The sequence below is a fragment of the uncultured Tateyamaria sp. genome (genome assembly GCF_947503705.1).
Lineage (GTDB): Bacteria > Pseudomonadota > Alphaproteobacteria > Rhodobacterales > Rhodobacteraceae > Tateyamaria.
The window spans coordinates 107,940-120,143 of the sequence record NZ_CANNES010000004.1 but is presented as its reverse complement, the minus strand read 5'-3'; the positions used below and the strand labels follow the sequence as shown (position 1 = coordinate 120,143).

Here is a 12,204-nt window from a genome sequence, read left to right as displayed (position 1 = left end):
TGTCGGGGGCCGCCCATCGCCGACTTACTCGGCTTTGTAAGCGTCGATGATCGCTTGACCTGCGTCACCGGCACTGGCCAGCCACTCTTCGGTCATCTTGGCACCGATCACTTCCAGCTCTGCCAGAAAATCGGGGCCTGCATCGGCCACGGTCATACCGTTCTTGGCCAGCTCATCGAAATAGAAGTTGGCCAGTTCCTCGGACTTTGCAGCACAAGAGGCAGCGGTTTCATCGGCTGCTTTTTGGATGCCCGCTTGCGTTTCGGCGTCCAGCGCTTCCCAGACTTGCGTGTTGACCATCACATAGTTTCGCGGCAACCAGGCGTTGACCTTGTAGTAATGGCTCAGATGCTCCCACACTTTGCGGTCATAGCCGGTGGACCCCGACGAAATGAACGAAGACGCGACGCCGGTGGCCAGAGCCTGGCTTAGTTCGGCGGCTTCGATCTGCACGGGGATCATGCCCAGCTCTTCGGCAAAGGTGGCCGTGGCCGAGTTATAGCTGCGGAACTTGATGCCCTGGGTATCGGCAGAGGACGCAACCTCTTTGTTGAAGTAAAACCCCTGGCCCGGCCACGGGCACGTATACAGCGCCACGAGGTTCAGATCGGCCAATTGGGCATTCACGCTGTCGCGGGCAGCTTCCCACAGCTTGGCATTTTCGGCATAGCTTGTCGCGATGAACGGCAGGTTGTCCCACCCCAGCAGCGGGGCCTCGTTTGCGTGCGCGGACATAAAGCGTTCGCCAATTGGCACCTGACCGGTCTGGATCGCACGTTTAATGTCGCCGCCGCCAAAGAGCGAACCGCCCGGGTGTACGGTGATGTTGATCGCGCCATCGGTATATTCCGCGACCCGCTCGGCAAACAGAACGCCCTGTTCAGAGTGGTAGTTGGTTGCCGCATAGGCCATCGGCATGTCCCAGTTTTGGGCATGGCCATCGGCCAGGGCCGTCGTGGCCGTCAGCGCCAACGCGACGCCCACTTTCAAAGCATATGTCATGATATCTCCCAGTTGTTTTTCCCGTTTAACGGGCTTGGTGTTTTGAAGGATCAAAAGGGGTTAAGTCGATATTCGGCTGCGCCCCCGATATGAGGTCCGCGATCAGACGACCTGTTTTGGGGCCACCTGTCAAGCCAACGTGTTGATGGCCAAAGGCGCTGTAACTGAGGCCGGAGGTATCATTCGCCCCGATCACCGGCAGACTGTCAGCCGGAGCCGGACGGTGGCCCATCCACTCGTTCACGCTGTCATAGGTAACGTTTGGCAAGAGGGCCGCGACCTGCCGTTTCAGCAATGCAAAAGGGGCAGCACTTGGCCCGTTCTCCAGCCCGCCGAACTCCACTACACCCGCGGCTCTGATCCGCCCCTCCATCGGGGTGATCACGAATTTGCCGGCCGCCACCATCATCGCCGCGCGCGGCGTGGCGGAGGGGTTCACCAACTCGATGTGATAGCCCCGCTCGCTTTCCAGCGGAACTTTGACGCCCAACTTATGGGCAATTTTCTTGGACCAGGGACCAAGGGCAAAGACGATGTGATCCGCGCGCATCGGCCCATCGGTAGTTTCAAGGGCCGCGATCTGGCCGTCTTTCATTTGCAGATCGGTAATGGCTGCGATGTGCAACGTTCCGCCCTGTTCCACAAAATGATCCGACAGCGCCTTGACGTAAGCGCCAGGGTCGCTGATCCGGCCATGATCCTTGCAGCGCACGACCGTCTCGAAGGCCTTGCCATAGATCGGATCAAATGCGGCATATTCCGCCCCGCTGACCACCTCATAACGCACGCCAACCGCATCACGTTTGCCCCAGCCATAACGATCGGCGTCAAAATCGGCACGCTTGGCGTAGCCAAAGCAATAGTCCTCATCCGACACGAACCGCTCGGCAGGCGTGCCTGCGGCCAAAGCGCGATGCTGGGCTGCTGAATCGAGCAAGAGCGTACTCATGGCCTGCGCATAGTGATCCACATGGGCGTCAGTCGCATAGCCCATGTAGCGGGTCAAAAAGGGCAACAGCTTGGGCAAGTAAGACCAGCGCAGAAACAGCGGCGCATCGCGGTCCATCAGCATCCCCGGCGCTTTGCGCATCAGCCCCGGAACAGTGACCGGCACCACGGCCCCAGCGGCCAAAACACCGGCATTGCCGTGGCTGGTGCCCGACGCGGGCCCCGCACGGTCCACGACCGTGACGTGATAGCCCGCCCGTTGCAGCCAGATCGCACAAGAGATGCCTACAATGCCGGCACCCGCCACAAGAATATGTTTATCTGTCATGCGCGCAGCCAACGCCATTTGCGGTCATCGCGCAAGGCTTGTTAAAGCCCGTGAAACTGATGCTTTTCCAAGAGGCTGACCAGCATATCGCGCGCGTGCAGCCGATGGGCGTGATGGATGTCGTGGGCGGTCTTGGGATCGCCCTCCGCAATGGCCTGATAGACAGCGCGGTGGTCGTCGTTGGATTGGGTGGGCTTGGGCCGGATGAAAAGGGTGGTGGCGCGCGCCCGGCGCACCTGGTCGCGCATCACCGACACGATCATAGACAGCCGCGCATTTCCACCCAAACGTACCAATTCCCGGTGAAATCGGTCATCGGCATTGGCCCAGGCCCGCAGATCATCCTGGGCCAGTGCCTCGGTCATGTCGCCAATGGCGGTGGCCAACGTCGCAAGGTCTGCGCGGGAATAGCGGGCCTCGGCGGCGCGTGCGGCGGCGAGGCTCTCAAGCTCGGTCAGAATGTCATAGATGTCTGCCATGTCCTTGGCTGAGACCGGATTGATCCGCAGGCCGCGGCGCGGGCGCAGCTCGACCAGCCCCTGGGCGCGCAGGGTCAATGCCGCCTCGCGCACAGGTGTGCGGGACATGCCCAGCTTTTCGGCCAGTTCCGTCTCAAGGTGATCCGAGCCGGGGGGCAGAGCACCGGAAAAGATCATCTCGCGCAACTCGGTTGTGGCCCGTTCCGAGTTGGATCTGGTGTCTTGCATCACATGTCCTCCAACTGAATTTTGCGGCCCGCGTGGTCCGAGGCATAGATGGCGTCCCTGACGCGGATCACATCCAGGTAATCGCGCGCGGTATTTTCCAGCGCGGTGTCATCGGTCATCGCGCGGATCACATGAGACTGCAGTGCATGCACGCAGTCGCCGCCAAAGCCTTTCCATGTGTCAGGGGGCATGACATCAACGGCATCGGCCGCGCCAAAGCTTCGGCGCGTCACTGACCCGTCACCCAAAAGGGTCAAAACGCCGACAGTCCCCTCGATCTGCGCCTCGCCCATGGTGCGCCTCAAATTGTCCGCCACATGATCGAGATGTCGATTCCCGTCAAACAGCGCGCGTACCGGCCCATGATCAAAGATCACATGGCCTGCGTCCTCGCCTGCGATGGTGGGATTGATCCGCCGCAGATCGGCATAGACGGCATGTGCAGGGCCAAAGAGATAGCGGAACGTATCCACCCAATGCACGGCCGTTTCGTGAATGAGAAAACGGGGCATTTTCTGAAAATACGGCTGCCGATCAAGGTAGGCATCGGGCCCTTGGCCATCGCCGGGGCGCAGGCGAAAGGTCGCGTTCAGGACGTCACCAATACGGCCTGCTTCCAGTTCGGATTTGATCGCACGGTACCAGGGCTGAAAGCGAAAATTCTCATGCACGATCAGGGTTGCCCCTGCGGCCTCGGCCTCTGTCACGATCTGCCGCGCTTCGGCGAGGTCGAGGCAGAACGGTTTTTGGCAGATGATCCAGCGAATGCCCGCGCGCAGCGCTGTGCGAATGGCCTGTGCATGGGCGGGTGGCGGCAGGATGATGTCCAAGAGGTCCGGCGTGGTGGCGTCCAGCATCGCCTCCAGCGTCGCAAAGGCGGGCAGGCCGGTGGCCTCTGCCCGGCCCAGATCGCTGTCACAGGATCCGACGAGCGTGACGCCATCCATGCGGGCCCAGCTGCCATAGTGGAACTGGCTGAAGTATCCCGCACCCAGGCATGCCACGCGGACTGTCATTTGAGGTCCGCCCGGATCGCATCCGCGACCTCTGCGGTGCCCGCTTGGCCGCCCAGATCGCGGGTCAAAATTGCACCTTCGGCCACCACTGCATCAACCGCGGCGCGCAACCGATCCCCATCGGCCTGCATCGGGGCAAAGTCATGGCGCTGCCCGAGCCAATCCAGCATCATCGCGGCCGACAGGATCATGGCCATCGGGTTTGCAACGCCTTGGCCCGCAATGTCAGGGGCTGAGCCATGACAAGGTTGGAAGACCGCGTGGTCATGCCCAATATCGGCAGAGGGCGCGAGGCCAAGGCCTCCCATCAGGCCCGCGCCCAGATCGGACAGGATGTCGCCAAACATGTTCTCGGTCACCATCACATCAAATTCCCATGGCTTTTCCACCATCCATAGGGCGGTGGCGTCGACATAAGTGTGGTTGGCCGAAAGCTCGGGGTGTTTGGCCGCCTCGGCATCGAACATCTCGCGGAAAAAAGCAAAGGCGCGGAAGACGTTGGCCTTGTCGACGCATGTGACCTTGCCCGGCCCACGCCCGGCGGCCTTGCGCGATTTGGCCAGCTCAAAGGCAAAGCGGAACAGCGGCTCGGAAATGGCGCGGGTGATGCGCAGGGTCTCGCGGGCTTCATCGGCCTCAACCTCGCCACGCCCTTGAGTATAAAATAGTCCCTCCGTGCTTTCGCGGATGAGGACAAAGTCGATGCTTTGCCCCCCTCTCAAAGCCAGCGGTGTCGGCTGGCCGGGACGGACGGTTACGGGGCGCACCCCGGCAAAGAGGGTTAGCGCCTTGCGCAGATCAATCTGGGGCGAGATTTCCGTGCCATCAGGGTATCGCACATCCGGTAGCCCCATGGCTGACAGCAGGATGGCATCGGCTTGCCGCGCCGCCTCCATCGAGGCGCTCGGAAAGCTGTCGCCTGTCTGCGCATAATGCGCGGCCCCGGCCGGAGCGTCGATGAAGTTCAGGCTATAGCCGCCGCCTACCGCCAGATCGCTGAGTATTGCGAGGGTGGGTGCCATGATCTCGGGGCCAATGCCGTCCCCTTGAAAGACTGCGATATCGAATGAGTTTGGCATGGTCTGATCTTCCTTTGGTCGTAGGATATGTCAAAACGACTCGCCTAACGTATGATTTAATGTATACGTTAAAAAATGCACTTGTAAATTCCCCGTGCAAGTACGCTTGAGCATGGGCCAAAGGAGACCACCAAGATGCCCTATGCCGTGACTGTAACCTTTGCCATTCATCCGGGTAAGATGGACGACTTTATGACCCATATCCTGAACAATGCGCGGTCCTCGCTGCGAGACGAGCCGGGCTGCCAACAATTCGACGTCTGCACCGACCCCAGCCAGCCCAACACCGTATTCCTCTATGAAGTCTACGACGATCTGGCCGCCTTTGAGGCGCATCAGCAGATGCCGCATTACTTGGCGACCGGTCCCAAGGTGAAAGATCTGGTGGCGGACAAGACCCTGATCACCTTTGAGCGGATCGACAGATGAGCGATTGGGAAGTCTATGCGATAAAATACGCGGACCGAGACGCGCGGATCCGGGCGGACAGCTTTATCTTTGACGACAACCATGACGTACCGCACGCCATGGACTATTTCATGTGGCTGATCCGCGGGGAGGGTCGTGTGATCCTCGTCGATACCGGCTATGACGGTGTAGAGGCCAGCTCGCGGGGCAGGCCCATTCGGCGTGACCCGGTCGAGGCGCTAAAGCCCTTTGATCTGGCACCCGAGGAGGTGACAGAGATCATTGTGACGCATCTGCACTATGATCACGCGGGCGGTCTGCACCTCTTTCCGAATGCCAAATTACACCTGCAAGCGGCCGAGATGGCCTATGCCACCGGCCCCTGCATGTGCCACGATACGCTGCGGATGCCCTTTACAGCGGGTCATGTCTGCGAAGCGATCAAGCGGCTTTATTCCGGCAAGGTCATTTTCCACGATGGGGATGCCGAGGTTGCCGACGGTGTCACTGTGCATTGCATCGGCGGGCACAGTCGCGGTTTGCAGGCCGTGCGGGTTCGGACACTGGCCGGGTGGATGGTGCTGGCGTCCGACGCGGCGCATTTCTATGAGAACTTCGTCGCGCAAAAGCCCTTTCCCATCGTGGTGGACATGCAAGACATGCTGGACGGTTTTGGCACGCTGCGTCGCCTCGCCAGCTCGCCCAAACTGGTCGTTCCGGGCCATGATCCCTTGGTGCGGCACTATTTCGACAGCACGATGGCCGACCATGTTTTTCGCCTCCACACTGGCCCCGTCCGCGACATCCCGATGTAAGTTCAGTTTTAAGGCAGATGGGTGGCGCCCCGGGCACCAATGTGTTTTGACGGGGCGAAACCGCTTGCCTGCAGGGATGGCACCTTGCACCAAGCGCGATCCGCCCCAACTGTAAATCAGAGCATACCCATGAGGAGGCCGAGACATGTCCAAGGATGAAGGTCGCGCCGCGCGCCATGAAAAGTCTGTGAACCTGGCCCTGCAGGGGGGCGGCTCGCACGGGGCGTTCACTTGGGGTGTATTGGATCGGATGTTCGAGGCGGACAACCTGTGGATCGAGGCAATCAGCGGCACGTCAGCGGGCGCGATGAATGCGGTGGTTGCCGCCCAAGGAATGTATGACGGCGGGGCGGAGGGGGCACGAGACGCGCTTGAAACCTTCTGGCGCGCCGTCAGTCGCGCAGGCCAGGCCAGCCCCATCAAACGCACGCCACTGGATGTGCTCTTTGGCTCCTGGTCGCTGGACAACTCACCGGGCTACGCGATGATGGACCTGATGAGCCGCATGGCCTCGCCCTATGATCTCAACCCGTTGGGGCTCAACCCGCTGCGCGATGTGGTTGAGGAGTATATCGACTTTGCCAAAGTGCAGCATTGCACAGATCTGGGCCTTTATGTTTCTGCCACCAATGTCGAAACCGGCCGTGCCCGGGTGTTTCACCGCGAAGAGATCACGCTTGATGTGGTCATGGCCTCGGCCTGCTTGCCAAGCCTCTTCAAAGCGGTCGAGATTGATGGTGTGCCCTATTGGGATGGCGGATACATGGGCAATCCAGTGCTATTCCCGTTCATCGACCACTCGCCTTCGTCGGATATCGTGATTGTACAGATCAACCCGCTGGAACGGCCCGGCACGCCAAAGACGGCACGCGATATCCAGAACCGGCTGGGCGAGATCACGTTCAACGCGTCGTTGTTCCGCGATTTGCGCACCATTGACCTGATCCACCGTCTGATCGAGGATGGCGCGCTGTCGGATCAGGATTACCGCGTGATGAACATGCACATGATCGACGGCTGCGACGACATGCTGGCGCTGGATGCCTCGTCCAAGGTGAACTCAGAATGGGCATTCTTGGAGCATCTGCGCGATCTTGGGCGCGAACATGCGACCCGCTGGTTGACCGCAAATTTCGACAAGATCGAACAGGAAAGCACTTTGGACCTGCGCGACCTCTTCGGCGAATTTGGCGCGCCGCACCGGACCAATACGGTCGAGCTGAAGTCCCGGAACGGCTAGGCTCTACTCGGCAAAATGGCAGGCCACACGTGCGTCACGCACCTCGCGCAACTCTGGCCGCTCTGTCCGACACAGATCTGTCGCCAGTGGACAGCGCGGATTATAGGCGCAGCCGGGCGGCGGATTGATCGGATCAGGGATCTCGCCGGTGGGGGGCGGCACATCGCGGCCAAAGGCACCCAATTGTGGGGCGGCCGCCAGCAACATCTGAGTATAGGGATGTTTGGGATCGTCAAATAGGGCGTCAGGTGACGCTTCTTCGACCAACCGACCGAGATAGAGCACGCCAATGCGGTCGGCCATGTGCTGCACGACGGTCAGGTCGTGACTGATAAAAAGATAGGTGAGCCCAAACTCATCCTTGAGATCGCTCATCAGGTTCAGAACCTGCGCCTGCACAGACACGTCCAGCGCGCTGGTGGGCTCGTCGCAGACGATCAGCTTGGGCTCGGACGCCAGTGCGCGAGCGATGCAAATCCGCTGACGCTGGCCGCCCGAAAACTCGTGCGGGAATTTGCCGGCATCGCGGGCTGACAGCCCCACCTGCTCCAACAGTTTTTCGGCCAGTCCGCCAGTCTCTCCACCACGTGCCGCGACAGGCTCTGCGATTATATCCCGCACCCGCCAGCGCGGGTTTAGAGAAGCAAAAGGGTCCTGAAAGATCATCTGAATATCGGCACGCACGTCATCGACTTTTTGCGCGTCAGTCTCCCGTGCCAGATCAACACCGCGAATTTCGACAGCACCAGAGGACGGGCCAAGCAAGCCCACCAACATCTTGCCGATGGTCGATTTCCCCGAGCCGGATTCCCCCACGAGGGCATAGACGGTCTTTTCCTCGATCTCGAAACTCACGTCGGACACAGCCGTCAACAGCGCTTTGGGTTTGCGTTCGATCAGCCGGTTCAGCCAGGGCTTGGAGACGTCGAAGATGCGGGTGAGGCTGCGGATGGAAACGAGGCTCATCAGGCGACTTCCTCGCGGGCAAGCGGGAAGAAACAGGCGGCCCGCCCGGCCCCGTCTTCGATCCGGGGCGCGGGGTCATGGCGACACTGGTCCTGCGCCTTGGGGCAACGCGGATGGAACGCGCAACCTTGCGGCAGCGCGTCAAGGCGGGGCATCGCACCCGGGATCTGGTGCAGCCGATCCTTGCCGCGCGAGGCCAGCGGGGTCGAGCCCATCAGCCCGTCCGTATAGGGGTGCAACGGGGTCGTCAGCACATCGCGCACCGGGCCAAGTTCGACCAGCTTGCCCGCATACATGACCGCCACGCGGTCGGCGGCCTCGGCAATCACCCCCATGTCATGGGTGATCAGCATGACGGCGGTACCACGCTCGCGGCAAAGCTTTTTCAGGAGCGCAATGATCTGGGCCTGCACCGACACATCAAGGGCCGTAGTGGGCTCATCGGCAATGACGAGACTGGGTTCGGCGCACAGGGCGAGGGCTATGACGACCCTCTGGCGCATCCCGCCAGAGAATTCGTGGGGATAGCTGTCGACCCGTTCTGCGGCGCCGGGAATGCCAACCTCTTCGAGGGCGGCAATGGCGCGCTTGCGGGCCTCTTGGGCCGTGATGTCGAGATGGGCCAGCATGGTTTCGGTCAATTGGTCGCCGATCTTGAGGAGCGGGTTGAGGGAGGTCAGGGGGTCTTGGAAAACCATCCCGATCTCTTTGCCCCGAAGGCGGCGCATCTGGTCCCTTTGCAGGTGGTCGATGCGCTTGCCGTTCAGGTGGATTTCGCCAGCAGAGATATGCGCAGGCGGGTTCAAAAGGCCAATGACAGCATTGCCCGCCATGGACTTGCCAGCCCCAGATTCCCCAACAACGCCCAGGATTTCGCCCGCCGCGATGTCGTAAGAGACCCCACTGACGGGCCGCAGGATGCCGTGCCGCGTGGGGATGTCGACTGTGAGGTCGCGGATGGAGAGGATGGGAGTGGTCATTTTGGTTGTGTTTCGCGTCGTTTTTTCTGCATTTCGTCGCGCCAGGCATCCAATTCGGCTTTCTTTGTGTCGCGGTCTTGCTGAGAATAAACATCCACATCCAGCCGTCTGTTTCCGCTTGCGACGGGTTTCCAATCATCTCTGATCTTTTTCAGCTCTTCAGCGACCTGGATCAAGGCAGATGGCTTTCCAAGGAAACTGACGCCATCTACGGAGTTCATGTCTAGTTGATAGCTCAGGCTATCGCGGGTGGGCGCGTCAGGTTTGGCCTTCCAAGAGACGTTTACAATGTAGCTTTCATCTTTGAGATTTTGAAAATCGGCAAGGTAGCTTGTGACGTTCTGTCCGGGTCTCAGAAGGCTGATCCTCGAAAAGGGGAAGGGAACTTCTCCCTTTGCTTTGGACAGTTTTGGCGGGTTGGCAAAATCCACCTTGATGTCAAAAGCCGGCGCATTCCCGGTATTTTCCACAACTAAGTCAAAGTGAATGACGGACCACTGGTTCACCTCAATGGATGCGACAACTTGTGGCGAAGAAGAGGCTGCCGCCATATTTGTTGTTGCCTTTGCCAGGAAAAATGTCAGGACGGCGAGTACGGCAGTCGACAAACTCGTCACCCAGGCAACGGTGGTGGACGAGGTGATGGGGGTTTGGTTCTCCTCGAGCCATGTGCCAACACCAAGATGCTCGGCTATAACGATGAGCAGTACAAAAAACCCAAACCCGGCGAGGTATTTTTCCATCACCGCAGCCTCGGGTTTAACGCATCACGCAGCCAGTCGCCCAGCAGGTTCACGCTCAGCGCCAATGCCAGCAGCGTCACGGCGGGGAAAAGCAAAATCCACCATTCGCCGGAGAAGAGGAAGCCTTGGCCGATGCGGATCAGGGTACCGAGGCTTGGTTGCGTTGGGGGGGCGCCGACGCCGAGAAAGCTTAGCGTCGCCTCGGCGATGATGGCCAGCGCCAGCGAAATCGTGGCGATGACCAGCACCGGTGACAGCACATTGGGCAGGATGTGGCGCAGCATGATGGCGGGGCTGGTGCGGCCGATCAGGCGGGCGGCTTGCACGTATTCTTTGTTCTTCTCGACCAACGTGGCCCCACGCACGACCCGTGCAAACTGCACCCAGTCCGAAAGGCCAATGGCGATGATCAGGACCCAGATCGCCATCTGGTCGCGGTATTCGACGGGCGTCACCCCCTTGGCCACGCCAAAAATCAGCATCGCCACCAGGATCGCGGGAAAGGTCAGCTGCACGTCCGCCACGCGCATGATGATCGTCTCGGTCCAGCCGCCGACATAGCCTGCCAGCAGGCCCAGCGTGATGCCGAGGACCATGGCAAAGGCCACGGCGGCAGCGCCTACAAAAAGCGAAATCCGCATGCCGTAAAGGATCGTGGAAAACACGTCGCGGCCTTGATCGTCAGTGCCCAGCCAGAATGTCTCGCCCGTGAAGGCGTTGGGCGTCATGGGGGCGGAAAACCCGTTCATCAGGTTCAGCGAGGCGGGGTCGAACGGATCATAGGGCGCGATGAGCGGGGCAAAGACTGCGCCGAGTACGAGGATCATGGTGACCGCAAAGCTGACCACCGCCACGGGCGAGCGTTTGAACTGGTAGAAGAAGTCGCTTTGCAGAGCGAGCGACAGGCGGGACGGGTCCTTGACCGGAACGTCGTGCAGAGGGGTATCAACCATCTTAGTGCCCTCCGGTCCGGTCCACGCGCAGGCGCGGGTCGATGGCGAAATACAACAGGTCCACGATCAGGTTGATGCCCACAAACATGACCGAGATCAACATGAGGTAGGCGGCCATGACTGGGATGTCCACGAACTGGATCGCGTTGATAAAGAGGAGCCCCACGCCCGGCCATTGAAAGACCGTCTCGGTGATGATGGCAAAGGCGATGATGGAGCCGAGTTGGAGCCCCGTGACCGTGATCACCGGCACCAGCGTGTTTTTCAGCGCATGACGGAAATTGACGGCCCGCTCGCGCAGGCCGCGGGCGCGGGCAAAACGTATATAGTCCTGTCGCAGGACCTCCAGCATCTCCGAGCGAACCAGCCGCATGATCAGCGTCATCTGGTAGAGGCCGAGGGTAATGGATGGCAAGATCAGCGCCTTAAGCCCGGTCTCCGTCAGGAAACCGGTGGACCAGCCGCCAATGTTGACGGTTTCCCCCCTCCCGAAACTGGGCAGCCACCCAAGCTCCACCGAGAAGAGGTATATGAGCAATATCCCGATGAGAAAGGTGGGCAGCGAAACCCCGATGAGGGACACAGACATGATCGCATTAGCGGCAAATCCGTTGCGCCGGATGGCTGTGAATACGCCCAAGCCTATTCCGATGGAAATCGCGAGGAATCCGCTGACGGCGGCCAGTTCCAGCGTGGCGGGTGCCCGCTCCATCAAGATGTCGGAGACGGGACGGCCCTGGCGGTAGCTGACGCCAAAATTGCCTTGGACCGCGCCGTTGAGGAACTTGTAATACTGCACAACAAAGGGCTGATCGAGGCCCAGCACGACGCGCAGCCGCTCAATGTCTGCTTGGGTCCGTTCCTGGCCCAGCATGTTGTCGATGGGGTCACCCACAAAGCGGAACATGGAGAATGCCACAAGCCCCACGACCAACAGGACAAGGGCGGATTGGGCAACGCGTTGAATGATGTATGCCAGCATCACTCGAGCAGATAACGTTGGCCGAGTGGGGTCAAGC

13 protein-coding genes are annotated in these 12,204 nt (G+C 60.3%); 3 read left to right on the top strand and 10 right to left on the bottom strand.

Annotated features, from left to right (window positions below; translation table 11 throughout):
• Window positions 1–24: 24 nt before the first annotated feature.
• Genes Q1A44_RS11225 through Q1A44_RS11205 form a run of 5 tightly spaced genes read right to left on the bottom strand, consistent with a single transcriptional unit; the run spans window position 25 to window position 5,080 of the window.
• Entirely contained in the window at window positions 25–1,002 is a 978-nt protein-coding gene (locus Q1A44_RS11225) for a TRAP transporter substrate-binding protein (RefSeq protein ID WP_299624574.1), read from the bottom strand.
• Window positions 1,003–1,027: 25 nt separating this feature from the next.
• A complete protein-coding gene (locus Q1A44_RS11220) occupies window positions 1,028–2,278 on the bottom strand; it encodes an FAD-dependent oxidoreductase (RefSeq protein WP_299624571.1) in 1,251 nt (416 codons plus the stop codon).
• A 41-nt stretch (window positions 2,279–2,319) separates the two neighbouring features.
• The gene (locus Q1A44_RS11215; RefSeq protein WP_299624568.1) at window positions 2,320–2,985 is read right to left on the bottom strand and encodes a GntR family transcriptional regulator; all 666 of its coding nucleotides are present in this window, start codon (window positions 2,983–2,985) and stop codon (window positions 2,320–2,322) included.
• Window positions 2,985–4,001 (bottom strand): Gfo/Idh/MocA family oxidoreductase, encoded by a 1,017-nt coding sequence (locus Q1A44_RS11210; RefSeq protein ID WP_299624565.1) that lies wholly within the window; start codon window positions 3,999–4,001, stop codon window positions 2,985–2,987. Before Q1A44_RS11210 ends, Q1A44_RS11215 begins: the two co-directional genes overlap by 1 nt.
• Window positions 3,998–5,080 (bottom strand): isocitrate/isopropylmalate family dehydrogenase, encoded by a 1,083-nt coding sequence (locus Q1A44_RS11205; RefSeq protein ID WP_299624561.1) that lies wholly within the window; start codon window positions 5,078–5,080, stop codon window positions 3,998–4,000. Before Q1A44_RS11205 ends, Q1A44_RS11210 begins: the two co-directional genes overlap by 4 nt.
• 135 nt (window positions 5,081–5,215) lie before the next feature.
• Here Q1A44_RS11205 and Q1A44_RS11200 point away from each other — a divergent pair, with 135 nt between their 5' ends.
• The 3 genes from Q1A44_RS11200 (at window position 5,216) to Q1A44_RS11190 (ending at window position 7,543) form a co-directional block, all read left to right on the top strand.
• Window positions 5,216–5,509 carry a putative quinol monooxygenase gene (locus tag Q1A44_RS11200; protein ID WP_299624558.1) on the top strand — a complete coding sequence of 98 codons (294 nt, stop codon included), beginning with the start codon at window positions 5,216–5,218 and terminating at the stop codon, window positions 5,507–5,509.
• Window positions 5,506–6,303, top strand: coding sequence for an N-acyl homoserine lactonase family protein (locus tag Q1A44_RS11195; protein WP_299624555.1), 798 nt, complete (start codon window positions 5,506–5,508; stop codon window positions 6,301–6,303). Before Q1A44_RS11200 ends, Q1A44_RS11195 begins: the two co-directional genes overlap by 4 nt.
• A gap of 145 nt (window positions 6,304–6,448) precedes the next feature.
• The gene (locus tag Q1A44_RS11190; RefSeq protein WP_299624552.1) at window positions 6,449–7,543 is read left to right on the top strand and encodes a patatin-like phospholipase family protein; all 1,095 of its coding nucleotides are present in this window, start codon (window positions 6,449–6,451) and stop codon (window positions 7,541–7,543) included.
• 3 nt (window positions 7,544–7,546) lie between these two features.
• Here the strand turns inward: Q1A44_RS11190 and Q1A44_RS11185 are convergent, their stop codons facing one another.
• Genes Q1A44_RS11185 through Q1A44_RS11165 form a run of 5 tightly spaced genes read right to left on the bottom strand, consistent with a single transcriptional unit; the run spans window position 7,547 to window position 12,167 of the window.
• A complete protein-coding gene (locus Q1A44_RS11185) occupies window positions 7,547–8,509 on the bottom strand; it encodes an oligopeptide/dipeptide ABC transporter ATP-binding protein (RefSeq protein WP_299624549.1) in 963 nt (320 codons plus the stop codon).
• Window positions 8,509–9,489 (bottom strand): ABC transporter ATP-binding protein, encoded by a 981-nt coding sequence (locus Q1A44_RS11180; RefSeq protein WP_299624546.1) that lies wholly within the window; start codon window positions 9,487–9,489, stop codon window positions 8,509–8,511. Before Q1A44_RS11180 ends, Q1A44_RS11185 begins: the two co-directional genes overlap by 1 nt.
• Window positions 9,486–10,232, bottom strand: coding sequence for a hypothetical protein (locus Q1A44_RS11175; RefSeq protein WP_299624543.1), 747 nt, complete (start codon window positions 10,230–10,232; stop codon window positions 9,486–9,488). The genes Q1A44_RS11180 and Q1A44_RS11175 overlap by 4 nt, the downstream gene beginning before the upstream one ends.
• Complete coding sequence (locus tag Q1A44_RS11170; RefSeq protein WP_299624540.1) at window positions 10,232–11,185, bottom strand: ABC transporter permease; 954 nt, start codon at window positions 11,183–11,185, stop codon at window positions 10,232–10,234. Before Q1A44_RS11170 ends, Q1A44_RS11175 begins: the two co-directional genes overlap by 1 nt.
• 1 nt (window position 11,186) lies before the next feature.
• Complete coding sequence (locus tag Q1A44_RS11165) at window positions 11,187–12,167, bottom strand: ABC transporter permease (RefSeq protein ID WP_299624537.1); 981 nt, start codon at window positions 12,165–12,167, stop codon at window positions 11,187–11,189.
• Window positions 12,168–12,204: the final 37 nt, after the last annotated feature.

Excerpts from the sequence above, each read along its gene's own strand:
- Q1A44_RS11165 (WP_299624537.1), bottom strand. The coding sequence starts at position 12,167 with ATGCTGGCATACATCATTCAACGCGTTGCCCAATCCGCCCTTGTCCTG.
- Q1A44_RS11185 (WP_299624549.1), bottom strand. The coding sequence starts at position 8,509 with ATGAGCCTCGTTTCCATCCGCAGCCTCACCCGCATCTTCGACGTCTCC.
- Q1A44_RS11190 (WP_299624552.1), top strand. The coding sequence starts at position 6,449 with ATGTCCAAGGATGAAGGTCGCGCCGCGCGCCATGAAAAGTCTGTGAAC.
- Q1A44_RS11195 (WP_299624555.1), top strand. The coding sequence starts at position 5,506 with ATGAGCGATTGGGAAGTCTATGCGATAAAATACGCGGACCGAGACGCG.
- Q1A44_RS11175 (WP_299624543.1), bottom strand. The coding sequence starts at position 10,232 with ATGGAAAAATACCTCGCCGGGTTTGGGTTTTTTGTACTGCTCATCGTT.
- Q1A44_RS11205 (WP_299624561.1), bottom strand. The coding sequence starts at position 5,080 with ATGCCAAACTCATTCGATATCGCAGTCTTTCAAGGGGACGGCATTGGC.
- Q1A44_RS11210 (WP_299624565.1), bottom strand. The coding sequence starts at position 4,001 with ATGACAGTCCGCGTGGCATGCCTGGGTGCGGGATACTTCAGCCAGTTC.
- Q1A44_RS11215 (WP_299624568.1), bottom strand. The coding sequence starts at position 2,985 with ATGCAAGACACCAGATCCAACTCGGAACGGGCCACAACCGAGTTGCGC.
- Q1A44_RS11170 (WP_299624540.1), bottom strand. The coding sequence starts at position 11,185 with ATGGTTGATACCCCTCTGCACGACGTTCCGGTCAAGGACCCGTCCCGC.
- Q1A44_RS11225 (WP_299624574.1), bottom strand. The coding sequence starts at position 1,002 with ATGACATATGCTTTGAAAGTGGGCGTCGCGTTGGCGCTGACGGCCACG.
- Q1A44_RS11180 (WP_299624546.1), bottom strand. The coding sequence starts at position 9,489 with ATGACCACTCCCATCCTCTCCATCCGCGACCTCACAGTCGACATCCCC.
- Q1A44_RS11220 (WP_299624571.1), bottom strand. The coding sequence starts at position 2,278 with ATGACAGATAAACATATTCTTGTGGCGGGTGCCGGCATTGTAGGCATC.
- Q1A44_RS11200 (WP_299624558.1), top strand. The coding sequence starts at position 5,216 with ATGCCCTATGCCGTGACTGTAACCTTTGCCATTCATCCGGGTAAGATG.